We start from the raw sequence: 21,563 nt of genomic DNA, 5'->3' as shown, positions 1-21,563 counted from the left end.
TTCGCCGCATTGTCGGCTTAAATCGACAATCTGATCAGTAGGGAAAACGGATGGCAGCCAAACGCAGCGGCGCCGGGAACACGCGGCCTCAACGGAAAGCTCCGTCGCCCCCGTCCGGGCCGGAGCCGCGCAGCGAACAGCCCCTGTCGCTGGAACGGATCGTGGCGACCGCCATCGAACTGCTGGATGCCGATGGGCTCGACGGTTTGAAGATGCGCCGGCTGGCCGATCGCCTCGGCGCCGGCGCGATGAGCCTCTATTGGCACGTCGGCAACAAGGAGGAGGTCTTCGACCTGGCGCTCGACACGGTGCTCGCCTATCGCGGCCCGGCGCCAGTCGATGCGTCGGAAGACTGGCGCGGGAAAGTCGTTCATCTGCTCAAAGACTGGCGCGCCGCCATGCTGCGCCATCCCTGGTCGGCATCGCTCCTGCCCCGCCGGGCGCTCGGCCCGAACATCCTTGCGCGCCTGGAACTGCTGAGCAGCACCCTGTCGAGAGCCGGTGTCGCCGATGCCGATCTGAACGTCGCGATCTGGTCGCTCTGGAATTACGTGATCGGCGCCACCACCACCCGGGCGAGCTTCGAGCTCTCGGACGAGGACAGAGCCGCCGCGCAGCAGCGCCTGACGGCTCTCAGCCAACACTACCCCACCATCGAACGCTCCCGGCTGCTGCTCGACAATGACTGGGACGGCGCCTTCAGCAAAGGCCTCGACTTCCTGCTCGATGGCCTCGTTCCCGAACAATGAATTCGTCGTTTCAGCATCCGCTGGTGGAGACGGCGTGGATCCTCGGGTCAAGCCCGAAGAGGACGGAGGGTGAGGTGAGCAGTGGCAAACTCAGCGACGTTCGTCGCTCAGCCTCCATTACCCCCTACATCGCGCAGCAACAGCCAAATTCCCAGGGCGCGAGCGCTGATATCACCAGCTTGTGCAAGCCTTCAAAAAGCGGTTAGCTGGCATCGTTGGCTAGCGCATGCCGGACAGAGCTTGCGCTATATCTGCTGAGACGTGTTCGCATTTCGGGGGAAATCGCGTGCGCTGGTCCAAACCGCTCAGACTGCATCTCGGCGTCCTGGTCGTCGCGTCGCTGCTGTGCACATCGGCGCCGATCATCTGGATGGCGTTCAGCCGCGGGAGCGATGCTGCGGTCAGTGCCGGCGCGCAGCAGATGCGCGCCATGAGCTTGCGGCTGATCGAGGGATACCGCAATACGCTGCAAAGCGGCACCGAGGCCGTGGCGCTGGCATCCACCCTGCCGCAGCTGGTGTCCCCGCCGCCTCGGGACATCAAGGCAAAACAGCAGTTCCTTCAGGAGGTTCTGCGAAACGTCCCCAACGCCACCAGCGTTTACGCCGGCTATCCCGACGGCTCCTACCTGCAGGTGATCAACACGGCCCGGCGCGACGTTCGCCAGACGCTTGCCGCACCCGATGATGCGGCCTTCGCGATCAGAATGATCGCACGCAGAAACGCGGCCGACACCATCTCGACGCTGGCCTTTCTCGACAAGGATGCCGCGGTGATCGCGGAGCGGAATGTCGAGGATACCTCCTTCGATCCGCGGCAGCGCCCCTGGTATCAAGCCGTCATTCAAGACGGCGTGCCGGTGTCCGTCGGACCCTATATCACCGGAACGCTGCATGTTCCGACGCTGACGATCGCCGCCCCGATGCGGGACGACGGAAAGGTGGTGCTCGGCATCAACATTCACCTGCAGACCGTCAGCCGGCTGCTCGACGCAGGGGAGATCTCGCCGCGGGCGCGGGCCTACATCATCGATGCCGGCGGCAACCTCGTCGCCCATTCCGACCCTGATATCATGAGCAGGATCATCGGCTTGTGGTCGAGAACATCAGGCGCCTTCGGCGCGACGGCAAACCGTTTCGACCCGAGCCTCGAAACCGTGGCGCGGCTGAGACAGGATCCGGCCTTTGCCGGCGGCGGCCTGGCGCGGGTCGATTTCGATGGCGAAACCCATCTGGTGCAGATCGCCCCGGTCAGCGTCTCCGGCCTGTTCGAAGGAAGTGTGGCCGCCATCGTCGTGCCGCTGGCGGATCTGGTGGTCGAGGCCAATCGGCTGCTCCGGCGCAATCTGTTCATGGCCGGCGCTTTCCTGCTCGCCGGCGTCGCCGCCTCGGTGATGCTGTCGCGCATGGTCAGCCGCTCGCTCTATCGGCTGGCGGACGAGGCGCGCCGGATCGGCGATCTGGAGGTCGGCGACAAACCGATGTCCCACTCCTGGATCAGCGAGATCAACACGCTGGCCAGCGCGCTTTCGGCCAGCCGTCATGCCATCGGTCAGTTTGCGCTTTATGTCCCGCGTGAAGTGGTCCGGCAGATCGTCGATCCCGAGACGACGATCGTCGGAGCGAAGCGGCAGGAAGTGACCGTGCTGTTCACCGACATCAAGGACTTCACGACCATCTCCGAACAACATTCGCCCGAGGAGGTGGTCGACACGCTTTCTGCCTATTTCGAACTGCTGAACACCATCGCCGAGCGCAATGGCGGCACGGTCGTGCAATATCTCGGCGATTCCATTTTCGTCATGTGGAACGCCCCGGTTGACGATAGCAGACATGCCGAACACGGCTGTCGCTGTGCGCTCGCCATGAAAGCGGCGATCGACGGCTTGAATGAAGCCAATCGCAAAAATGGCCGCCCGGAACTCCTGACGCGATTTGGGCTGCACACCGGCCCGGCCGTCGTCGGCAGCTTCGGCGCGATTTCGCGTCAGCAGTACACGGCCATGGGCGATACGATCAATGTCGCGTCGCGGCTCGAAGGCATGAACAAGGACCTCAACACATCGATCCTGGTCAGCGCCGCCACCCGCAACGCCGTCCCCGACCGCTTCACCTTCCGCCCCTTCGGCCTCGCCCCGGTCAAGGGACGCGCCGAGAAGGTCGACATATGGGAGCTTGTCGGGGAGATCGGAGCCGAGCCGCCAGGATGAGAAGTGCGGAGGAGACGACGCGGTGCCGTGTAATGAGAGCGCAGCAAGATAGACCAAGGCTGACGGCTGAGTTTGGCGAAAACGCACCCTCACTCTCCGTCATCCCAGGCCTTGAGCCTGGGATCCATGGCCCCGCTGGTGGCGGCCGGCGTGGGTCCTCCGGTCAAGCCCGAGGAGGACGGAGGGTGGGGTGAGCTTCTGGGCAGGTATCGCGCAGTATTTCCCAAAGAGAATTTAATTCTGGCGATTAGCGCGCCGTCTCGCAGCTATCGCCGCGTTGCCTGTCAGCATCTTGCCCGTCGATGCCTCATAAATAGGGGCGTCTTCCGCTTGCTTCGTCGGTGCGGAACAACACATCTTGTCAAGCGTGCAGCGTATCAAACCGGTCTGGTCGCGGACACCTTCAGCCAGGCAGCGATCCATATGTCGTTTGACCATTGCCTCCCGCTGTTGAGGGCTGAGTTTCCCGGGGTGTCCGCAGGCTGTGAGAGCAAATGCGATCGGGATTAGAAGTGCCAATTTATATTTCATGGTCGCCTAATGTCGAAACTATCAGCGCCCTTATAACCAGCGGCGACCCGCTTACAATCAGACGATGTAAATCAAGCTTGACGAACAGTGAAGGTGGCCTAGATCCATTCCATCGGCCTCAGCCCCTACGGGTTTTCTCTGCATCCACCGATCTCCCCAACATCGCCAACATCGGAGTTCCAGACAATGATCTCAGCCGGATATTGCCGACTCATGGCCCGCTACAACAGCTGGCAGAACACCTCTCTGGTCACCGCCGCCGACGGGCTGACGCATGCCGATCGCTGGAAGGATCGAGGCGCGTTCTTCCAATCGATCGCCGCGACGCTCAACCATCTTTACTGGGCCGACGGCCTGATCCTGGAGCGATTGAAGGGCAACGCGCGCCCCGAGGAATACATCACCCACTCGCTGACAAGCCCATCGGAGTGGGATGACTTCAAGTCCCGGCGATCGCAACGCAACGCGGAAATCGAGGACTGGGCCGCCGGATTGCGCGATGCGGATCTCGACGGCGTGCTTGTCTGGTATCCCGGGGACGGCGCAACGCGGGTCGAGAAGCCAAAGGCGCAATGTGCTGTCGAACTTTTCAACCACCAGACCCACCACCGCGGCCAGGTCCACGCGATGTTGACCGCAGCCGGGGCAAAGCCGGAGCCGACCGATCTTTCGCGTCTGGCTTAGCATATCCGCGATCGGCGCAGCGACGGGCAAGACGCGCTGGCGCGCAAAGCTGCACGTTCCGGATTGTGTCGTTTTCGCATCACTTTCCGTCAGGTTGCAATTTCCCGGTTGGCAACGGCGATCACCTTCGCTACAAGAGGCTCACCGCGTCAGATCGAACATAAGGGAGGCGTTGCATGCGATCAGCAAAAACCAAAATCCTCCCGTGCGGAATGTCCCGACATTAGGTCATTTCCATTCGCGGCCCGCCGCAAGCGCGCCCGACATGCGGTTTTCATCTCCTTCATAGCCCGATTGATCTGACGGGATCATTTCGTCTCCTGCTTGGGCTGTGCCATTTAACTCTTTATTTTGAGGACCGGCTGACGATATGCGGCCGGGTTGGTTCAAATGACTCGCAAGAAGCTCGATTTCCGCGCCGATGCCTATCGCAACGTGCTCGGCTTTATCTTTCATCATTGGAGCCACCGGCCTGGTTTGGTGGGGCTGATCATCGTGCTGGTGGTCTCAAGCACGCTCGCCGAAGTCATGGTGCCGGTCTTTTCAGGCCAGATCGTCGATGCCATCGCTGGCGGCAATGCGGCCGACGGCGCGCTCAGCGCCTTCGTCATCGTCGTGGATCTCGGCTTCACCAGCGTGGCGCTGCGCTATTTCATCTTCAACGGCATCATCCGGCTGACGCTGCGCACCATGGCGGATGTCACCAATGGCGGTTTCCACAAGGTGCAGCGCTTCTCCACCGACTGGCACGCCAACAGCTTTGCCGGCTCGACGGTGCGCAAGATCACCCGCGGCATGTGGGCGCTGGATTCGCTCAACGACCTGCTGCTCGTCGCTCTCTTGCCGTCGATCGTCATGCTGGTCGGCGCCGGCATCGTGCTCGGCAGCTATTGGCCGGTGATGGGGCTGATCGTCAGCCTGGGATCGCTGGTCTATATCGGCGTCACCGTGGCGCTTTCCATGGGCTTCGTGTCGCCGGCGGCAAGGCTTGCCAATGCCTGGGATACCAAGCTCGGGGGCGCGCTCGCCGATGCGATCAGCTGCAACTCGGTGGTGAAGGCGTTCGGCGCCGAAAGCCGCGAAGAGACGCGGCTCGGCCGCGTGCTCGGCACCTGGGACAGCCGCACGCGGCGGACCTGGAAGCGCGGCACGTTGAGCGGCACGATCCAGGGATTCATGATGGTCTCGATGCAGGCCGGCATTCTGGGAACGGGCCTCATCATGTGGCAGCAGGGGCTGGCGACGCCTGGTGATGTCACTTTCGTGCTGGCGATGTTCTTCGTCCTGCAGGGCTATCTGCGCAATGTCGGCCAGGACATCCGCAACCTGCAGCGCGCCGTCAACGACATGGAAGAGCTGGTGCTGCTCGACAAGATGCCGCTCGGCATCGAAGACAGGCCGGACGCCACAGCGATCGCAATCGGCAGCGGAGAGATCGTCTTCGACCGCATCACCTTCCAATACGGCGCGCATCCCACCCCGCTCTACGAGGATTTTTCGGTCACCATCAAGCCGGGCGAACGTGTCGGCCTGGTCGGGCATTCGGGTTCGGGCAAGACGACCTTCGTCAAGCTCATCCAGCGCCTCTACGACGTCAATGCGGGCGCGATCCGCATCGACGGGCAGGATATCGCCAAAGTGAGGCAATCGAGCCTACGCAGCCAGATCGCCATCGTGCAGCAGGAGCCGATCCTGTTTCACCGCACCCTGGCCGAGAATATCGCCTATTCCAGGCCGAACGCCTCGCGGCGCGAGATCGAGCAGGCGGCGAAACAGGCGAGCGCCCACGACTTCATCCTGAGCCTTCCCAAGGGCTATGAGACGATGGTGGGAGAACGCGGCGTCAAACTGTCGGGCGGCGAGCGGCAGCGCGTCGCCATCGCCCGCGCCTTCCTCGCCGATGCGCCGATCCTGATCCTCGACGAGGCGACATCCAGCCTCGACAGCGAGAGCGAAGTGCAGATCCAGCAGGCGATGGAACGGCTCATGGACGGCCGCACCACACTCGTCATCGCCCACCGGCTGTCGACGGTGCGGGCGCTCGACCGGCTGCTGGTCTTCGACAAGGGCCAGATCGTCGAAGAGGGCAATCACCAGGCGCTCATCCGCCGCCACGACGGCATCTACCGCCGGCTGTTCGAGCAGCAGGCGCTGGAGCTGACCAAGGGGCTGGTGGCCTGAACGGAGACGCCAGGGTTTTTGCTCTGGCGTTTCCTTTACCGCGGGTTTTGACGATTGGTGATCGTCGTTAGCACCGTGCTTCCACCGCTATAGACCGCGACGAAAACTTCTGGTTGAAATAACGGGCCATCTTGAGTTTGGGACCCATCAATCGCCAGGGAGCTTCGACATGCCTGAACCACGCGCGCCACGTCTTGCGGTTCTTATCGATGCGGATAACGCCTCGGCGAAGATCGCCGACCGTCTGTTCGCGGAAATAGCCAAGATGGGTGAAGCGATCGTGCGGCGCGTCTATGGCGACTTCGCCAGTCCTCGCTCGAAGGCATGGATCGATATCCTCGCAAGACACGCGATAGTCCCTCAGCAACAGTTTGCCTACACCCCGGGCAAGAACGCGTCCGACATCACGCTCGTCATCGAAGCGATGGACCTACTGCATAGCGGCCGCTTCGACGGTTTCTGCCTGGTGTCGTCCGATAGCGATTTCACGCGCCTCGCTTCACGCATCCGCGAACAAGGGATCGACGTCTTCGGCTTCGGCGAACAGAAGACACCGGAGAGTTTTCGCCAGGCATGCCGGCGGTTTATCTACACGGAAAATCTAGCTCCTTCGGTGGCATCGAGCGGAGCGAACGCCGTACAGGCTGCGTCTTCACTGAAGCCGCCGAGCGCCGCAACACCGATCATCAAAAGGATGATCGCGCAGATTGAGACCGAGGATGGATGGGTCCCGCTTGGCGCCGTTGGAAATCAACTTACCAATCTGGCTCCTGACTTCGATCCACGGACTTTCGGGTTCAAGAAATTGATCGATCTGGTGAAGAAGACGAATGCCTTCGAGGTGGATCACGCCGAAGGCCGTCCGCCTCGTATCCGGCTGAAGCCTCCACCAACCAAAAAAGCGTGAAACCGAGCATAAGCAGATGAGATGCGTTGGAAACGGACGTGCGTGAAAAACGAAAAGTGCCATCAAACAATTGCAGTGTTGATGCTTCAGGATAGAGGGATCATCGTTGGCACCGTGCCGTGTGGCCCCCTCATCCGACCCTTCGGGCCACCGCCCGGGGTTGAGACCCGTGGCTCAACCCCGGGCGGTGGCCCGAAGGGTCGGATGAGGGGGCTGCACGGCACGCCTTTCATGATCGCTCTTCAACTGCTTCCATCGACGTCAGCCCAATCAACCAGGCACATATGTCAACTTCATCGCATCCCGGCCGATCCGATCGCTGGCGACAAGGCGGAGCGGTGGCCTCGGGCCGGTGAAGAAGGGCTTGCCGCGGCCGAGCACGACGGGGTGGAAATAGAGCCGATATTCGTCGATCAGGCCAAGCGCGGTCAGGCTTCCCGCAAGCTCCGGCCCGGCGACTTGAATTTCCCCGGCGAGCCCGGCCTTCAGCCCGCGGATCGCCGCCTCGACATCCTCCGAAACAAGCGTGGCATTGGGACCGACCGAGGCCAACGAGCGCGACACGACCCACTTCGGCTGGCGCCGCCAGGCAAGCGCGAAATCGCGCTGTTCCGGGGTCCATTCAGGATGGTCTTCGTCCCAGTAGCGCATGATCTCGTACATGCGGCGGCCGTAGAGGCTTCCCGTCAGGCCACGCACCTGCTCGATCCAGTGACGAAAGAGGATCGGATCGGGCGCAAACTCGTGGTGGTCCACATAGCCATCCAGCGACAGGTTCATTCCGAAGACAAGCTTCGCCATGCTATATCCTCCATCCCGGTTTCGTCTGGATAGCGTAAGCCACTTGTCGATAAGGTGAAAGTCGGTTGGCAAAGCCCAGCCGCTCTGCTCGGGTTCAACGACTGCCGGGCTTGGTCGTTAGGCAGCTATGGTCCCGGTTGCGGAAGACGGGGGGAACAAACCTCTCCGGCGGAAGTAAGGGGCCGAGCCGCGCAGAGGCAAAGGATTGAAATTTTACCCTCCCAAGCTCCTTCTGCATCTCCGCGGCTCACCGGAACGTCAACGCGGCGGCCGATGCGATTCTTCCCGCTCATCTTTTTCAAGCTGCTAATGATCGTCTGGGAACTCAGGCGGGATACCGCAGACCATCGCGGCCGGACAGTGCGCCTTTGGTCATCTCGGCAGGCGTCACTTCGTTCACTCCCATCAGATGATAGACTTGGCGTCCGGCGGCGATCAGATAGTCGGCGATGATGCGGCGGTGACATCGCCACCAGACAGCTTCGGCGCACATGATGGCTGCCCGCCTTGACGCCGACACCGCGAGGAGCTGGCCGAAGGCTGTCCGAAATTCCGCAGACAATGCGTAATCGGCGTAATTATGAAAACTGCGATTGTTCCAGAAGCCGTTGACCGCCTCCGGGACCGGCGACTTTTTCCGCAGACCTCCGAGTCCCTCAATCCTGATGTAGTCGATCTGGAGAGGCGCAAGGGCGTTCGACAGCGCTTCGGAATTGAACTGCGGATTGGTCGAGGAACGCGGCACCCGGCGCACGTCGACGACGAGCTCGACGTTGCCCGCGCGCAGAAGGTCGGCAAATTCCGCGATCGTTCGCGTCGAGTGCCCGACGGTAAACACCGGAAGGAAATTATCGATACGCCGCTCGCCTGGTTTTGCCGCCTCTCTCACCGCGTCGATTTGCCGGCCTCTTCTCCAACGCCGACGCGGTGGCGATAGACCATTTCCCAGCCTTTCCAGCCATTGAACAGAAGAAGCGCAACCGCAATCAGCGACAGCACCAGACCTGTGGGCACAATGAAATCGGGGCCCTGTTCGATCCGGCGCCAAAGGCTCACGGCTTCAATCAGAACGAGGATAATGTTGCCGATCATGTGCAGCCACGCATCCCGCAAGCTGCGGATGCGGCTATCGCCGATGAAATCGGTCAGTCCGGCAAGCGCCGCCAGGGCCGCCATGACGAGGCCCGCCCCCAGCATCCAGTTCGACGCTTCCGGCCAGAATGGATTGTCGAATTGGCTGTGAACGATATCGGTCACCAGCGTTGCGGTAAAGAAGGCGACCGGGAACGGGATCAACATCGGGTGAATCGGATGGCCGGCAATGCTCAACGTGCTTTTCGGGTTCATGTGCTCCCTCCGACGTTCACGGCTTGTGCTCCTGTAACAACCGAACGCATCTTCGGTTCCCGCCGCCTCGAAAAATCGTGGAGCGCCAAGCGGTTGCGGGGTCGGCGCACCCCCGCCGCCTTGAAAATCCGCAGCTGCGGAACGCACTGATGAGGAGGGGAAGTGCCGGCTGTGACGCCGACATCGCTTGCCGCAATCAACCACCCGGCGGCTGATGCAGCGATAGCGGACGGTGCTTATAAAGTTGGGGTTGACCGCTTTCGATGGTGAGGCGACAGTTGCACTTGCGGCAAGGCAGGAGGAAAAAGCGATGGACGAGGCAGACCGCTGGCGCAGCATGGCCAGCGCACCGAAAGACGGCAGTCGGATCCTGGTCACCATCCGCCCGTCCGAACAGGGGCCGGCGGAAGTCGACCTCGCCTATTGGTCGCATGGCGATCAGTTTGGCGCAGAGAGCTGGCGCGCCTCCGATTCCTCGCCCGGGCAGATCATCGAATATGCCGAGCCGGAATTGAAGTGCTGGATGCCGCTGCCCTCGGCCAATCTCACCCGCCTCTCGATGCCCTCCCCCTGGGAAGGCGACGACGCCGAGCAGCTCGACGGATCGGGAATTTAAGGAACCGGGCCGAACAACATGCGTCGATAAGGCCAAGGTTGCTCCCGAGAGGTCGCGTTCCGCCAAGCTGAATCTCGCCGGCAAACCCGGCCTTCAGCCCGCGGATCACACGCCGCCATGCTTGGGTTGTTAGGGAGGTATGGTATTGGTTGCCGAAGATCGGGTTGGCCTGTGGGTCGCCTTCTGCACGGTAGGCGGCGTTTGTGCTTACAGCTGGTATTGGTACATCAGGTCGGTCATTTTCTACCTTAGAAACGGCTTCGATTTTAGCCAGGATTTTGGGCCCAAGCTCCATCGATCTGAGTTTCCAGATCATGATGAGGACTGGGCAACGCCGAAGCAGAAGTTTCTATTCGACTGGCCTTTTTGGGTGCTGACGACGTCGTTCGTCCTGCTCGGCTTAGTCTTGGCTCTGACAGGAGTTATCAAGCCTTGTGTCGGTTGCGGCCCGTAGCGCTTGGCGAACTATTCGATGTCAAGAACGGCCGGATATCTGCACCCGCGCAACACGCCACCATCGGCAGCAAAAATCACGTTTGGAAAAAGCTTATCTGATAATCTTCGAATTCATCTGGGCTCTCCGGCTGAACAAGCTCTACGACGAATGTACGATCAGGAAATAGCCATCCAAGCTTTGCGATGTAGATTTCGCGCAGGCGTTCGCCCAGGATCGCCAGCTTGTCGCCCGCTATATCTGTGCATGCCGAATGCTGAATGTCAGCGATGTGAAAATGATTCATTACCCATTCGATAGACTGGCGCGTTGCCTCAGGATTTCGTTCAAAGGATCGTAAGCCCTCCAAATTAAAACCATCAACGAGAATGTATTTTTCAAACGTGACGAAGCGGGGCCAGAATATCTCTGAATAGCCTACGGCTAGCGAGAAGTTCCCGCTGTTGGCGGTCCAGTCCCGGAGGCTGATCCCTCGACCCTCATTCCAGGCTGCCAGTTCTGATTTCATACCATCTGGAATGGTCGCCAATTGTGCCCTCCCCGTCATGTAATCTTGCCCGAGACGAGAAAAGCCTAACTCGTCGCTTCGTTCAAGGAACGGTGGGAAACTTTTGGCGTGCGGTTGCGACGTCGCCTCGCGCCCCACCTTACAAATACGTAAGTTGTCGCCAGAGCGCGCCCTCCGCTAGATGGCGCAGCGCGAGGCCTATGACGTCATCGTCGTCGATCGCATGCTGCCGGGGCTCGACGGGCTGGCGATCGTCCGCTCGCTCAGGGCCGCCAAGGTCGGCACATCGGCGCTGTTCCTGACCTCGATCGGCGGCGTCGACGACCGGGTCGAGGGGCTGGAGACGGGCGGCGACGATTATCTCACCAAGCCCTTTGCCTTCTCCGAGCTTCTGGCCCGCGTCAACGCGCTCGGCCGCCGGTGCAGGAGCAGAAGACGGTGCTGAAGGTTGCCGATCTCGAGCTCGACCTGATCCGCCGCGAAGCCCGCCGCGCCGGCCAGGCGATCGAGCTGCAGCCGCGCGAATTCACCCTGCTCGAAGTGCTGATGCGCGGCGAAGGCTAAGCCGAATCTCGCCTGCAAGGCCGGTCTTCAGCCCGCACTCATGGCGAGCGGTCTATGGCTTATGCCTCATGGCTACGCTGCCTTGATTCGCCACGCCCCCTCGGAACATTTAAGAGCAGCACAACTTAAAAGTTTTAAGCCGCACTGCCCATGAGACCTTTCCTAGAATGGCCCGGTGGATCCTCGGCTATCCTCTCCCCTCGTTGTCGGCTTGCAACGCCCCAGCGCCGCAGAGAATAAACCGAGCGAGCGCTTCGTTTCTATATATTTAGAAAAATCAATTGGATACTTCGGCGCTGCGGCGGGGAACAAAAATCTCTCCTGTGTGTTTTCACCGCACGGATCGGCATCTGATCCGCAATGGAGGAAACATCTATGAAGAAGATCATCTTCGCGGCGGCAATTTTCGGCGCATCTGCCGTTGCAGCCTTTGCCCAGACGACACCGGCACCGTCTCCGGATGGAAATACACCTGCGGTTGCAACCCCAGACACTAAGAATCCGACTGCGCCCGTTGAGGGCGCCAACAGCTTTACTGAAGCTCAAGCGAAGGATCGCATTGCGGAAGCGGGTTACACCGACGTCAAGGATCTCAAGCTGGATGACAAGGGGATCTGGATGGCCGCAGGCATGAAGGACGGGAAAGCCGTCTCCATCGCCCTCGACTATCAAGGTAACATCGTCGCCAAGTAACCCAAGGAGAAGCATGATGAGAACTGTAACCGGACTATTCGATGACTACTCGGACGCTCGCTCCGCCGTCAGCAGATTGGAAGCGTCAGGCGTTCCCTCAAACGACATCAGTATCGTCTCCAACAAGGCTGGCCGCATCGATGACGACTCCGACGTTGGCGAGGATGCCGCGACCGGCGCCGGCATTGGCGCTGCCGTCGGTGGCGCTGGCGGCCTACTCACCGGACTGGGCCTGATGGCCATTCCTGGTGTCGGGCCGGTGGTTGCCGCAGGCTGGCTTGCCGCGACTGCGGCCGGGGCTGTCGCCGGCGCCGTCGCCGGCGGTGCCGCTGGTGGCCTGATCGGCGCCCTCACCGACTCCGGTGTATCGGAAGATGATGCTCACCTTTATGCCGAAGGTGTCCGCCGCGGTGGCAGCCTGGTCACGGCCAAGGTCGACGACGCCCGCGCCTCCGAGGCGCAGACTATTCTCCAGGGCTCAAACTGGGTCGACCCGGTCGAACGTCGGCGCGCCTATAACGAGCAGGGATGGACCCGCTTCGACGACACGCTCGATCCATACGCCCCTGAGCAGATCCAGCAAGAGCGCGATCGGTATCGGCGGACGGTGATCTAGAGGGTCGTGCGTTCAACCCTCCTTGCACGTGGCAAGGAGGGTTGAAGCGTTGATCTCACGCTTCAGTCGGTATTGGATGCCACGCCCCCAGATCCTGTCGGAGACGACCGGGGGATAAAGGCGGCGTCGCCCCACCTTACAAATCCGTAAGTTGTCGCCCAACCGCCCGCTCCGCTAGATTACCCCGGCCATACCGGGAATGATCGGGCTGATGCGGATCCTGCTTATCGAGGACGATCGGAAGACGTCCGATTATATCGCCAAGGGCCTTTCCGAGGCAGGCCATGTCTGCGACGTGATCGGCGATGGGCGCGATGGGTTGTTTCAGGCGCAGCGCCAGGCCTATGACGTCATCGTCGTCGATCGCATGCTGCCGGGGCTCGACGGGCTGGCGATCGTCCGCTCGCTCAGGGCTGCCAAGGTCGGCACATCGGCGCTGTTCCTGACCTCGATCGGCGGCGTCGACGACCGGGTCGAGGGGCTGGAGGCGGGCGGCGACGATTATCTTACCAAGCCCTTCGCCTTCTCCGAGCTTCTGGCCCGCGTCAACGCGCTCGGCCGCCGGCCGCCGGTGCAGGAGCAGAAGACGGTGCTGAAGGTTGCCGATCTCGAACTCGATCTGATCCGCCGCGAAGCCCGCCGCGCCGGCCAGGCGATCGAGCTGCAGCCGCGCGAATTCACCCTGCTCGAAGTGCTGATGCGCGGCGAAGGCCGGGTCATCACCAAGACGATGCTTTTGGAGCGGGTCTGGGATTTCCACTTCGATCCGAAGACCAGCGTCGTCGAGACCCATATCAGCCGCTTGCGGGCGAAGGTCGACAAGCCGTTCCAGGCCCAGCTGCTGCACACGATCCGCAACACCGGCTACAGCCTGCATGCGCCGCGTTAGTGCATGTTCGCCCGGGATAACGACATGCATAAAAACAACGGACGAAAGCGCGTCGCATGAATCAAGTTTGATGCGACGCGCTGTAGAACGCGATGACTTTTCCCGACCGCACACATTTTTCGGCATCCTTCTCCAGCCTGCGCCGGAGCACGCCGTTCCGGCTTGCCGTCACCTTCGGCGTGCTCTTCGTCGTCACCTTCTTTCTGAGCGGTGCGGTCATCTATCACATGCTGGACCGCGGCCTCTCCCGCGATCTCGAACAGTCGCTGACCGAGATGAATTCGCTGATCGTCTCGACCTATGAGCCGGGCGACACCCAGGATCTCGTCAACACGCTGAACAATTATGCGAGCTTCCAGTCGACCTCGGACGGGCTTTATTCGCTGACCGACCATGCCGGCAAAAAACTCGCCGGCAATTTCACCGCACCGCCCATCCCGAACGGCGTCTATACCGTCCGCTCGCGCGATGTTGGGCTGAAGGGGCATGAACGCTACCGCATGCAGGTGTCGACGATCGGCCCCTACAGCCTGGTGGTCGGCGAGAACTTCAACGATGTCGACGAGATGCTGAGGATCGTGCTGGTCAGCTTCGAATGGGCCGCGGCGATCGTCGTGGCGACGGCAATCGGCGGCGGCGTGTTTCTCGCCGTTCGCGCCCAGGCGCGGCTGGATAGGGTGGCCCTCACCATGAACGACGTCTCCCACGGCGCGCTCGACGCCCGCATACCGATCAGCGGCAATGGCGACGATCTCGACACGGTGGCGATCCAGATCAATGCGGCTTTGGTGCGGCTGCAGACCCTGGTCGAGAGCATGCGGCAGGTGAGCACCGATATCGCCCATGATCTGAAAACCCCGCTCAACCGGCTGCGGCTGACGCTCGATGCCGCGGTGGCCGGCAATGACCGGCAGGCCGATGTCTCAGCCCTTCTCGACGAAGCGAGACACGAGAGCGACCGGATCAACGCCACTTTCGAGGCGCTGCTGCGCATCTCGCAGATCGAGGCCGGCGCCCGCAAAGAGCGTTTCCAGGCGACCGATCTCGATGCCGTGCTGGCGGTGATTTCGGAAGTCTATGTCGATGTCGCCGAAGATGCGCGGAAATCGCTGCGGATCATGGCCCGCCGTCCCGCCATCATCCGCGGCGACCGCGATCTGCTGACCCAGATGATCGCCAACCTGGTGGAGAATGCGATCAACCACTGCCCGGCCGGAACGGTGATCACGGTTTCGCTCCGCTGCGACGAAGGCCGCGCCGTGGTCTCGGTCGCCGATACCGGCCCCGGCATTCCCGCCGGCGAAAGGGAGAAAGTCTTCCGGCGGCTCTACCGGCTGGACAAAAGCCGCACGACATCAGGAAGCGGGCTCGGGCTCAGCCTCGTCAAGGCGATCGCCGAGCTGCATACGGCCGAGATCACCATGGCCGATAATCACCCCGGCCTCATCGTCGCGATCGCCTTTCCGCTCATACCGGGCGAGCGGTCCCGACCGCTCGTCCCGGCGGAGCGACCCTGATCGCTCAGGCCGGCGGAGCAGTCGCGACTTTCAACCTCAAGGCCGCGAGGCGGCGGAAGCGACGGGAAAAGCGGCGCATCTCAGCCGCGGCGCGATAGGGCAGCACGCTCCACGGCCGGCGGCGGCCCAGCCGGTAGGCCGAAAGCCCCGCCTGGATCTGCGAGCAGGCATCCGCCCTTTGGCTGACCGGCAGCGGATCGACGAAACAGGCGCTCAAGCCCTCGTCGAATTCCAGATCGAAGGCGAGATCATAGGGCAGCCGCATCGGCAGCAAGGCGCCGACAATCCAGCCCGCCGCCTTGCGGTTGATCAGATAGGCGCCGGAGCCCTTCTCGCGGGTGAGCGCGATGGCAAGCGAGCGCGACGCCGTCAGCGGCTCCACCCTGTGCTTGCGCCCGGTGTTGACGGTGGAAAGACGCAGGATGTCCCAGCGCTCCCGGTGCTGCAGGGCGGCCTCGAGCACCTCGGCGAGATCGTCGTCGAAATCGAGGTCGTCTTCCAGAATGAGCGCGAATTCGGCATTGCCGGAAAGGAAGCGCCTGGCGCATTCGACGTGGCTTAGAAAACAGCCGATCTCGAAAGGGTTCGGCCGCCGGCCATGCCGGCTCAGATAGGCGGCCTCGTCAAAATCCGGATGCGGCAGGCTGAGCGTTGCGCCATCGACCGCCGCCACCCGCTCAAAGGCCAGGCCGATGCCCACCAGCAGGCGCTCCATCCGAAACCGCCGCAAGGGCGCCCGGTCGAGATTGATCAGGTAGGTATCGATCCGCAGGCTGACCGGATGGATCGCCGGCATCAGGGCGGCGGGTGTGGCGCGCATGTTCATGAGATCTGGCTTTCGACTTGGCAACGACTGCGCCAAGCCTGCGCCGGAAAACTCACCAGCACTTCGCCGGGGTTATACATTTTCGTAAGGTGGCAAGGGTTGGATGGCCGAGGCTCCATCCTGACGGATCTAGGCGGCGGTCCCCATCTCGCAGACTTGCAGGGCGACCCGAACATCATGCTTGCCGCGATACGGATCGTCGATCGTCAATCGGATCTGCCGCCCCTTGGAAAGCCCTCCGATTCAAGCCAAGATCGTCCCGCTCTAGCTTTTGGGGACTCTGATGGAAAATCACGAACCGTTTTTGCGCGAGGCGATTGCGCTCTCGAAATCCGCGATGGACCGAGGCGACGAACCCTTCGGCTCGGTGCTGGTGAAGGACGGCGAGGTCATCCTGCGCGCCGAAAACAGCGTCTTCACCGGCCACGATATGACCAACCACGCCGAGATGAACCTGGTGAAATCTGCGGCGCAGCACTACGACACCGGTTTTCTCGCCGACTGCACGCTCTATACCAGCACCGAGCCATGCGCGATGTGCTCCGGGGCGATCTACTGGTCGGGCATCGGGCGGATGGTGTTTGCCTGCTCCGAAACCCGGCTTGGCGAGATCGCCGGGATTGGGTTGAACGTGCCGAGCCGGGCGGTGTTGCAGACCGGCGCGCGCACCGTAACCGTGGTTGGCCCGACGAGCCTCGAAGACGAAGCCGCGGAAGTGCATCAGCAATTCTGGCCGAAGCATCTGGGCAAGGCTTAGACTAGCCTCGGTCGGGATTTGGCGCCCCCTGATCTCCGTCCTCCCAGGCCTCGAGCCCTGGGATCCATTCCCGCTGCCGAGAGGGTCGTTTGGGAAAGAAATGCTTTCCTCGAACTGGGAGATTGCCGCGCGCCCCTCATCCGGCTGCCGCCACCTTCTCCCCGTAAACGGGGCGAAGGGGATATGCCGCAACCTCTCCGTCCCTCACCAGCGTCTCGCAGGGCACGTCCCCTCTCCCCGTTTTACGGGGAGAGGGTTAGGGTGAGGGGCAGCCATGGCTCTGCGGCGGCTTGCATCTACCAGCGATTCTCGCAAAAATGGTACGGCTGCCCCTTAATCAAACACGCATGACCCAACGCAATCGTCCGACACCGGAAAGGCAAACCATGGCCGAGAACGACTATGATGCCTTCGCGGCGGCATACGACGCGGATAATGAGGCCAATGCCTGGAATGCATATTACGAGCGGCCAGCCATTCTTGCCCTGGTCGGCGCGGTCGCCGGGCTTTCCGTGCTCGATGCCGGATGCGGCGGCGGGGCGCATGCGGCAGCGCTTGTCGAGCGCGGGGCCGTGGTCACCGGGATCGACGCCAGTGCCGGCATGCTGCAGATTGCGAAACGCCGCCTGGAAGGACGCGCGCGCCTGCTGCAGGCGGATCTCGGCGAAACACTGCCTTTCGAGGATCAAGCCTTCGAGCTGATCCTCGCCTCGCTCGTCCTGCATTATCTGCCGGACTGGTCGGTGCCGCTCCGGGAATTCAACCGGCTGCTGCCGAAAGGCGGCCGCCTGGTTTTCTCCACCCACCATCCCTTCATGGATCACCCCTCGAGCGGCCACGACAATTATTTCGAGACCTACAGCTTCGACGAGACCTGGCAGCGCGGCGGACAGGAGATCGCCATGCGCTTCTGGCACCGGCCGCTGCACCTCATGTTCGACGCACTCAAATCGGCCGGATTTCAGATCGATATCGTCAGCGAGCCCCAGCCCGATCCCCGCGCCGCCACGCTGTTTCCGCAGGCCTATCGGAGCTTGACGACGACGCCGCGGTTTCTGTTCTTTTCGGTGGTGAAAGGATGATGAGGTCGATGCACGAGAATGTTTCAAGCGGCTTGCGCCCGCTGCTACGAGCTTTCGGACTCGACGACGTCCTCATCAAAGCGACCGCGCCTGAGAAAAATATCGGCCGCCTGCTTGGCGATCGGCAGAATGCGCTGCGGCCATCCGGTTGAAATCAGGTCATCGTCGGTCATGAAGCGTGGAGTGGCATCGCAGGCGTCCCGCATTGCCGCAAGAACTCTTTCAGCGGCCTCGGTTTCCTGATCGGTCATCGTAGAGAGGAGCTGAATCGGACCTTCATCGGGGAACCAGTCGAAGAAGTAATTGAAATATTCCGCCCATCCAAGGTCTCTGACGGCTTCGTCGCCCTTTGACAAAACGTCGAAGAGCTCGATGAAGCGATTTCGGATGCGCTGATCCAGGAGACGGGGAGCGATAGCATCGGTCATCCGCTTTTGAAACATATCGGCAGTCGAAGTACAACTGACGCCGATCGTGAGCCGTTGAGACAAGGCGCGGATACCTTTGAGGCCGTCATCACCGGCCGCTGAAAATATCTGGCGACGCGGGCGAAGATGGCACGCGACAAATCAAAATTTTCCGGCGGCGCGGGAACAAGAAGCGCCTGAAATCGTAAGTATGATGGGCCGTGTGGAGGTGCGTCATAACACAGCCATGCACTTCGATACTCTGCGCGGCCCACTCCTGTTACACGCCACAATAGAAGCGCGTCACATTCTTTCAACGGCGCTCCCGCTCCCACCCTCCGTATCCCTAAGCCTTGAGCCAAGGCTGTCCGGGTGGCGCCGGTGGCTGGCCAAGCCCCCTCCCCAACTGCGAGGAAGATTGACCTCACGCGCAAATGTTGCGCTCGATCGGCAAGGTGTTTGTCGAAAACGCGCCCCCAACCTCCGTCATCCCAGGCCTTGAGCCTGGGATCCATGCTCGCAGCTGATGGAGGGCGGCGTGGATCCTCGGGTCAAGCCCGAGGAAGACGGAGGGTGGGGTGAGCGCCGGGCAAACACAGCATTGGCGGATGGAGAAGGGGCCAGTTTCGCTACGGTCTTGCAAAGGCAGTCATCCGCATTCATGCCGCCAAATCGACGACTGACACGCGCCCTACCGCCACCCCATCACCCACCCTTCGCCGCGCGCAGCGCGATCAACCCCCGCCGCAGCCACAGCAATTGCTGCGGTGGCATCTGGCGCAGATGTTCGTAGTCCATCACCGTGACGTTATAGACGGTGCTGCGCACCTGCGGGCCGTCCTGGCAGCGCAGCAGGATGGCCTGCAGGGCCATCATGCGGTTGCTGGCTTTGCGGGCGCGGTCGGCGAGGCTTTCGGTGACTTCGCCTTCGTGGCCCTTGACGGAAAAGAGCGATTGGGCGCGCGGGCTCGGGGCCGGGATGCCGGTGGTCTTGTGGTAGCGGGCCATCGCCTCGGCATAGTCGTCGCCGGCCTGGCGCTGCTCTGCGCTGATCAGGCCGTCGAGGAACATGCGCCCCAGCGTATAACCGGCAAACGGGCTCTTGACCGTCTCGTCGTCGACCGTCCGGCCGAAGCCGTGGATGCGGCGGCGGGCTGATATCGCGACGCTGATATTGTCCTTCTCGGTCTCGAACGGCTTGATCTTGCCGCAGGGAAAACGCTCGACATTTGCCTTGCGCGGCCGGCCGGCGCCCTTGTTTGCCCGCTGTGTCCTGACCTTGGCTGCTTTGCCACCCATGCTGATTGTCCTTTCCTTCTATCGAATAATGCCGTTGCGCAGTGCAGCGGCGACCAGTGCGGTATCCTTGAAGACGCCGAGTCTCGCCTTGGCGTTGGCGATGTGCGTGTTCACGGTGATGGGGGAGATGGCGAGAATGGTGCCGATCTCGGCGGCGGTCTTTCCGGCCGCCATCCAGCCGATGATTTCGGTTTCGCGCGGGGTGATGCTGCTCTTGATGGCCGGGCTCATGACGCCGGCCCATCGATGCAGGGCACGCGCGGCATCGTCACCTCAGCCCCCGACAAGGTCACCCGCGTGACGCGGTCGGGGTGGCGGATCGGCGCCGGCGCCTCGCAGGTCTCGGGCGGCGGCCGGGTGACCTGCCTTGCGGGGAACCTGTCGCGGTTGCGGTGCGCCATGTTGATGACGGTGTTCTTCTTCGAACCGAACAGGTTGGCGATCTCTCTTGCCGAGAGCCCCTGCTGCCAAAGCTTCTCAGCCTTGACGATCTTGTCTTCCGTCCAGAACAGGCTTCTCACCTCAATGCCTCCTCGTGTCGTGTGGCTCGTGCAATGATCGGGTTGTCGGGAAACATCTTCGCCAGCTCCCGCCTGGCGCTGCGGCTGCCGTTCGCGGCGTCGCGCAAGAGCTGCATCTTGTAGGCCGCGACCTTCGGCTGCGGCGGCTCGGGCGCCGGCTCGACGCGCGGGCGGCTTTGCGCTTCGATTGCCGCCTGCTGCCGGCGGCATTGCTCGGCGAAACTGGCCGAGCTCGGCGCGAAGGCGCGGTTGTGATTCCTGACCTTGCCTGAAATGAACAGTTTGGCCGCCTGCCAGACGGCCTCCAGCGGGATGCCGTCGATGGCGAGGAGATAGGCGCGGATCTGCATGTCGGGATCAGTGCCGGATGATGCCGGGAAACCCGAAAGCATCCCCGCTATGATCTTCACCGGAGAGGAAATCTCTTGCGGCATCAACTGTCGTCCTTCTCGTGCTGCTGTTGATCGACCCGGCTTCCCTCGCCTTCTCCTTGAGGTACCAGTCGCATTTGATCGCCTGCCAGCCGCGGAAGATCTGCATCTCGGCAGCGCCGGCCGGATCGCCGGTCAGCAGATATTCCCTGGCCTGGATGCGGGCGGCGTAAGCCGTCAGCGGCTTCCTCAGCGTGCGCCTGCGGTGCTCGATGACGGCCGCCGCCAGTTCCTCCCCCAGCACCGGGCTGAGGATGTCCATGATGTCCTTGCTCATTGTGTCCTTCGCCATGCCGTTTCCTTTCTCCCGCCGCTCAAACCTGCCGCCGTTGCCCGCCGGCAAAATTCACCGGCGTGCCCGGCCTCATCCGATGCGGAAAGCGGCGGATCTCGGCGCCGGCATGACCGTGCTGGGCGGTATCGCCCTTCTCGGCGCTTCGGCGCCGGTGGATCTCGCTTTCCACCGAAGGCACCGAGATGCCGAGGATGGCTGCGATTTCGATATAGTCCCTGCCGGTGCGGAAGAGCTCGAGCGCGTTCATGCCGGGGTGATCCTTCTTGTCCATTTCGAGCGCCGCGCGCCGTTGCCGCCGAAGCGGGCGCTGCCAAATGTTTCATGTGAGTTCATCGGCGGCTCTCCAGTCGTCTCCCGGGGGCCGCCCGGGGAATAGCTGCCGGCGTCGCCGAGGGAGGGCGACGACGCCGGCCACCGAGAGCCGTCAGGGAGGGGTGAGGCTGTCGGGATTGCTGAGCGCAGACGCGCCGGGGAGATCGGCGATCTGCCGCATCTCCTGCGGGCGCGTCTGCCGGCCGCAATTTTCGCAATGGTGCTCGATCACCTCGGCGATCGACAGCGCCTTGCCGCAGTTCGGGCAGCCGGTGTAGCGGGCGTTTTCGCGCTCGACCGGGCCGACGGCTGCCTGGCTGGAGGCATGGATGTTCTGGCTGTTTGTCATGCGTATAGGGTACATTTA

The 21,563-nt window shown here is 62.2% G+C and carries 26 protein-coding genes and 1 pseudogene; 14 read left to right on the top strand and 13 right to left on the bottom strand.

Annotated elements, in window-relative coordinates:
- Nucleotides 1–50 precede the first annotated feature (50 nt).
- From AMK05_RS05805 to AMK05_RS05785, 5 genes are all read left to right on the top strand, one after another.
- Nucleotides 51–749 carry a TetR/AcrR family transcriptional regulator C-terminal domain-containing protein gene (locus tag AMK05_RS05805; protein ID WP_064837351.1) on the top strand — a complete coding sequence of 233 codons (699 nt, stop codon included), beginning with the start codon at nucleotides 51–53 and terminating at the stop codon, nucleotides 747–749.
- 286 nt (nucleotides 750–1,035) lie between these two features.
- A complete protein-coding gene (locus AMK05_RS05800; RefSeq protein WP_064837349.1) occupies nucleotides 1,036–2,958 on the top strand; it encodes an adenylate/guanylate cyclase domain-containing protein in 1,923 nt (640 codons plus the stop codon).
- 717 nt (nucleotides 2,959–3,675) lie between these two features.
- The gene (locus AMK05_RS05795) at nucleotides 3,676–4,173 is read left to right on the top strand and encodes a DinB family protein (protein WP_064837346.1); all 498 of its coding nucleotides are present in this window, start codon (nucleotides 3,676–3,678) and stop codon (nucleotides 4,171–4,173) included.
- A 390-nt stretch (nucleotides 4,174–4,563) separates the two neighbouring features.
- The gene (locus tag AMK05_RS05790; RefSeq protein ID WP_064837344.1) at nucleotides 4,564–6,354 is read left to right on the top strand and encodes an ABC transporter ATP-binding protein; all 1,791 of its coding nucleotides are present in this window, start codon (nucleotides 4,564–4,566) and stop codon (nucleotides 6,352–6,354) included.
- A 169-nt stretch (nucleotides 6,355–6,523) separates the two neighbouring features.
- On the top strand, nucleotides 6,524–7,261 hold the full coding sequence (locus tag AMK05_RS05785) for an NYN domain-containing protein (protein WP_064837342.1): 738 nt from the start codon (nucleotides 6,524–6,526) through the stop codon (nucleotides 7,259–7,261).
- A 270-nt stretch (nucleotides 7,262–7,531) separates the two neighbouring features.
- On the opposite strand, the gene AMK05_RS05780 is transcribed toward AMK05_RS05785, so the two are convergent.
- The 3 genes from AMK05_RS05780 to AMK05_RS05770 all read right to left on the bottom strand — a co-directional run bounded on the left by AMK05_RS05780 (nucleotide 7,532) and on the right by AMK05_RS05770 (nucleotide 9,409).
- Nucleotides 7,532–8,062: a dihydrofolate reductase family protein gene (locus AMK05_RS05780; protein WP_064837340.1), complete on the bottom strand. Its 531-nt coding sequence runs from the start codon at nucleotides 8,060–8,062 to the stop codon at nucleotides 7,532–7,534.
- A gap of 325 nt (nucleotides 8,063–8,387) precedes the next feature.
- Nucleotides 8,388–8,951, bottom strand: coding sequence for a DUF488 domain-containing protein (locus AMK05_RS05775; protein WP_237352178.1), 564 nt, complete (start codon nucleotides 8,949–8,951; stop codon nucleotides 8,388–8,390).
- Nucleotides 8,948–9,409 (bottom strand): DUF2231 domain-containing protein, encoded by a 462-nt coding sequence (locus AMK05_RS05770; protein ID WP_064837338.1) that lies wholly within the window; start codon nucleotides 9,407–9,409, stop codon nucleotides 8,948–8,950. The genes AMK05_RS05775 and AMK05_RS05770 overlap by 4 nt, the downstream gene beginning before the upstream one ends.
- Before the next feature lie 310 nt (nucleotides 9,410–9,719).
- Here AMK05_RS05770 and AMK05_RS05765 point away from each other — a divergent pair, with 310 nt between their 5' ends.
- Both AMK05_RS05765 and AMK05_RS05760 read left to right on the top strand, forming a co-directional pair.
- Nucleotides 9,720–10,025, top strand: a complete 306-nt coding sequence (locus AMK05_RS05765) for a hypothetical protein (protein WP_049735308.1) — start codon at nucleotides 9,720–9,722, stop codon at nucleotides 10,023–10,025.
- A gap of 145 nt (nucleotides 10,026–10,170) precedes the next feature.
- Nucleotides 10,171–10,479 (top strand): hypothetical protein, encoded by a 309-nt coding sequence (locus tag AMK05_RS05760; RefSeq protein WP_171899751.1) that lies wholly within the window; start codon nucleotides 10,171–10,173, stop codon nucleotides 10,477–10,479.
- Nucleotides 10,480–10,555: 76 nt separating this feature from the next.
- Here the strand turns inward: AMK05_RS05760 and AMK05_RS05755 are convergent, their stop codons facing one another.
- Nucleotides 10,556–11,008 carry a hypothetical protein gene (locus AMK05_RS05755; RefSeq protein ID WP_143535814.1) on the bottom strand — a complete coding sequence of 151 codons (453 nt, stop codon included), beginning with the start codon at nucleotides 11,006–11,008 and terminating at the stop codon, nucleotides 10,556–10,558.
- A 163-nt stretch (nucleotides 11,009–11,171) separates the two neighbouring features.
- Here AMK05_RS05755 and AMK05_RS05750 point away from each other — a divergent pair.
- From AMK05_RS05750 to AMK05_RS05730, 5 genes and pseudogenes are all read left to right on the top strand, one after another.
- Nucleotides 11,172–11,548, top strand: a pseudogene (locus tag AMK05_RS05750) (response regulator); the annotation flags it as partial.
- A 378-nt stretch (nucleotides 11,549–11,926) separates the two neighbouring features.
- On the top strand, nucleotides 11,927–12,244 hold the full coding sequence (locus AMK05_RS05745) for a PepSY domain-containing protein (RefSeq protein ID WP_064837331.1): 318 nt from the start codon (nucleotides 11,927–11,929) through the stop codon (nucleotides 12,242–12,244).
- Nucleotides 12,245–12,260: 16 nt separating this feature from the next.
- Nucleotides 12,261–12,860 (top strand): general stress protein, encoded by a 600-nt coding sequence (locus AMK05_RS05740; protein WP_064837329.1) that lies wholly within the window; start codon nucleotides 12,261–12,263, stop codon nucleotides 12,858–12,860.
- A gap of 211 nt (nucleotides 12,861–13,071) precedes the next feature.
- Nucleotides 13,072–13,749, top strand: coding sequence for a winged helix-turn-helix domain-containing protein (locus AMK05_RS05735; protein WP_064841289.1), 678 nt, complete (start codon nucleotides 13,072–13,074; stop codon nucleotides 13,747–13,749).
- 92 nt (nucleotides 13,750–13,841) lie between these two features.
- Complete coding sequence (locus AMK05_RS05730; protein WP_064837327.1) at nucleotides 13,842–15,266, top strand: sensor histidine kinase; 1,425 nt, start codon at nucleotides 13,842–13,844, stop codon at nucleotides 15,264–15,266.
- 4 nt (nucleotides 15,267–15,270) lie between these two features.
- On the opposite strand, the gene AMK05_RS05725 is transcribed toward AMK05_RS05730, so the two are convergent.
- The gene (locus AMK05_RS05725; RefSeq protein WP_064837324.1) at nucleotides 15,271–16,092 is read right to left on the bottom strand and encodes a glycosyltransferase family 25 protein; all 822 of its coding nucleotides are present in this window, start codon (nucleotides 16,090–16,092) and stop codon (nucleotides 15,271–15,273) included.
- A 283-nt stretch (nucleotides 16,093–16,375) separates the two neighbouring features.
- Here AMK05_RS05725 and AMK05_RS05720 point away from each other — a divergent pair, with 283 nt between their 5' ends.
- Nucleotides 16,376–16,849: a nucleoside deaminase gene (locus AMK05_RS05720; RefSeq protein WP_064837322.1), complete on the top strand. Its 474-nt coding sequence runs from the start codon at nucleotides 16,376–16,378 to the stop codon at nucleotides 16,847–16,849.
- 386 nt (nucleotides 16,850–17,235) lie between these two features.
- A complete protein-coding gene (locus AMK05_RS05715) occupies nucleotides 17,236–17,931 on the top strand; it encodes a class I SAM-dependent methyltransferase (protein ID WP_064837320.1) in 696 nt (231 codons plus the stop codon).
- Between the two features lie 44 nt (nucleotides 17,932–17,975).
- Here the strand turns inward: AMK05_RS05715 and AMK05_RS05710 are convergent, their stop codons facing one another.
- The 8 genes from AMK05_RS05710 to AMK05_RS05675 form a co-directional block, all read right to left on the bottom strand.
- Entirely contained in the window at nucleotides 17,976–18,359 is a 384-nt protein-coding gene (locus AMK05_RS05710) for a hypothetical protein (RefSeq protein WP_064837317.1), read from the bottom strand.
- 684 nt (nucleotides 18,360–19,043) lie between these two features.
- Nucleotides 19,044–19,637, bottom strand: coding sequence for a hypothetical protein (locus tag AMK05_RS05705; protein WP_064837315.1), 594 nt, complete (start codon nucleotides 19,635–19,637; stop codon nucleotides 19,044–19,046).
- An 18-nt stretch (nucleotides 19,638–19,655) separates the two neighbouring features.
- Entirely contained in the window at nucleotides 19,656–19,868 is a 213-nt protein-coding gene (locus tag AMK05_RS05700; protein ID WP_064837312.1) for a response regulator transcription factor, read from the bottom strand.
- Nucleotides 19,865–20,158 (bottom strand): GcrA family cell cycle regulator, encoded by a 294-nt coding sequence (locus AMK05_RS05695; protein WP_064837310.1) that lies wholly within the window; start codon nucleotides 20,156–20,158, stop codon nucleotides 19,865–19,867. The genes AMK05_RS05700 and AMK05_RS05695 overlap by 4 nt, the downstream gene beginning before the upstream one ends.
- Nucleotides 20,155–20,550 carry a hypothetical protein gene (locus tag AMK05_RS05690; RefSeq protein WP_064837308.1) on the bottom strand — a complete coding sequence of 132 codons (396 nt, stop codon included), beginning with the start codon at nucleotides 20,548–20,550 and terminating at the stop codon, nucleotides 20,155–20,157. The genes AMK05_RS05695 and AMK05_RS05690 overlap by 4 nt, the downstream gene beginning before the upstream one ends.
- A complete protein-coding gene (locus AMK05_RS05685; protein ID WP_064837306.1) occupies nucleotides 20,516–20,881 on the bottom strand; it encodes a hypothetical protein in 366 nt (121 codons plus the stop codon). The genes AMK05_RS05690 and AMK05_RS05685 overlap by 35 nt, the downstream gene beginning before the upstream one ends.
- A gap of 22 nt (nucleotides 20,882–20,903) precedes the next feature.
- Nucleotides 20,904–21,155, bottom strand: a complete 252-nt coding sequence (locus AMK05_RS05680; RefSeq protein ID WP_064837303.1) for a hypothetical protein — start codon at nucleotides 21,153–21,155, stop codon at nucleotides 20,904–20,906.
- Nucleotides 21,156–21,308: 153 nt separating this feature from the next.
- Nucleotides 21,309–21,545, bottom strand: coding sequence for a hypothetical protein (locus AMK05_RS05675; protein ID WP_064837301.1), 237 nt, complete (start codon nucleotides 21,543–21,545; stop codon nucleotides 21,309–21,311).
- Nucleotides 21,546–21,563: the final 18 nt, after the last annotated feature.

This window comes from Rhizobium sp. N324 (genome assembly GCF_001664485.1).
GTDB lineage: Bacteria > Pseudomonadota > Alphaproteobacteria > Rhizobiales > Rhizobiaceae > Rhizobium.
This window is presented reverse-complemented; position numbering and strand designations above follow the sequence as displayed.

Excerpts from the sequence above, each read along its gene's own strand:
- AMK05_RS05805 (WP_064837351.1), top strand. The coding sequence starts at position 51 with ATGGCAGCCAAACGCAGCGGCGCCGGGAACACGCGGCCTCAACGGAAA.
- AMK05_RS05685 (WP_064837306.1), bottom strand. The coding sequence starts at position 20,881 with ATGGCGAAGGACACAATGAGCAAGGACATCATGGACATCCTCAGCCCG.
- AMK05_RS05780 (WP_064837340.1), bottom strand. The coding sequence starts at position 8,062 with ATGGCGAAGCTTGTCTTCGGAATGAACCTGTCGCTGGATGGCTATGTG.
- AMK05_RS05715 (WP_064837320.1), top strand. The coding sequence starts at position 17,236 with ATGGCCGAGAACGACTATGATGCCTTCGCGGCGGCATACGACGCGGAT.
- AMK05_RS05740 (WP_064837329.1), top strand. The coding sequence starts at position 12,261 with ATGAGAACTGTAACCGGACTATTCGATGACTACTCGGACGCTCGCTCC.
- AMK05_RS05765 (WP_049735308.1), top strand. The coding sequence starts at position 9,720 with ATGGACGAGGCAGACCGCTGGCGCAGCATGGCCAGCGCACCGAAAGAC.
- AMK05_RS05705 (WP_064837315.1), bottom strand. The coding sequence starts at position 19,637 with ATGGGTGGCAAAGCAGCCAAGGTCAGGACACAGCGGGCAAACAAGGGC.
- AMK05_RS05680 (WP_064837303.1), bottom strand. The coding sequence starts at position 21,155 with ATGGACAAGAAGGATCACCCCGGCATGAACGCGCTCGAGCTCTTCCGC.
- AMK05_RS05745 (WP_064837331.1), top strand. The coding sequence starts at position 11,927 with ATGAAGAAGATCATCTTCGCGGCGGCAATTTTCGGCGCATCTGCCGTT.
- AMK05_RS05700 (WP_064837312.1), bottom strand. The coding sequence starts at position 19,868 with ATGAGCCCGGCCATCAAGAGCAGCATCACCCCGCGCGAAACCGAAATC.
- AMK05_RS05720 (WP_064837322.1), top strand. The coding sequence starts at position 16,376 with ATGGAAAATCACGAACCGTTTTTGCGCGAGGCGATTGCGCTCTCGAAA.
- AMK05_RS05725 (WP_064837324.1), bottom strand. The coding sequence starts at position 16,092 with ATGAACATGCGCGCCACACCCGCCGCCCTGATGCCGGCGATCCATCCG.
- AMK05_RS05795 (WP_064837346.1), top strand. The coding sequence starts at position 3,676 with ATGATCTCAGCCGGATATTGCCGACTCATGGCCCGCTACAACAGCTGG.
- AMK05_RS05710 (WP_064837317.1), bottom strand. The coding sequence starts at position 18,359 with ATGACCGATGCTATCGCTCCCCGTCTCCTGGATCAGCGCATCCGAAAT.
- AMK05_RS05690 (WP_064837308.1), bottom strand. The coding sequence starts at position 20,550 with ATGCTTTCGGGTTTCCCGGCATCATCCGGCACTGATCCCGACATGCAG.
- AMK05_RS05730 (WP_064837327.1), top strand. The coding sequence starts at position 13,842 with ATGACTTTTCCCGACCGCACACATTTTTCGGCATCCTTCTCCAGCCTG.
- AMK05_RS05785 (WP_064837342.1), top strand. The coding sequence starts at position 6,524 with ATGCCTGAACCACGCGCGCCACGTCTTGCGGTTCTTATCGATGCGGAT.
- AMK05_RS05790 (WP_064837344.1), top strand. The coding sequence starts at position 4,564 with ATGACTCGCAAGAAGCTCGATTTCCGCGCCGATGCCTATCGCAACGTG.
- AMK05_RS05770 (WP_064837338.1), bottom strand. The coding sequence starts at position 9,409 with ATGAACCCGAAAAGCACGTTGAGCATTGCCGGCCATCCGATTCACCCG.
- AMK05_RS05735 (WP_064841289.1), top strand. The coding sequence starts at position 13,072 with ATGCGGATCCTGCTTATCGAGGACGATCGGAAGACGTCCGATTATATC.
- AMK05_RS05675 (WP_064837301.1), bottom strand. The coding sequence starts at position 21,545 with ATGACAAACAGCCAGAACATCCATGCCTCCAGCCAGGCAGCCGTCGGC.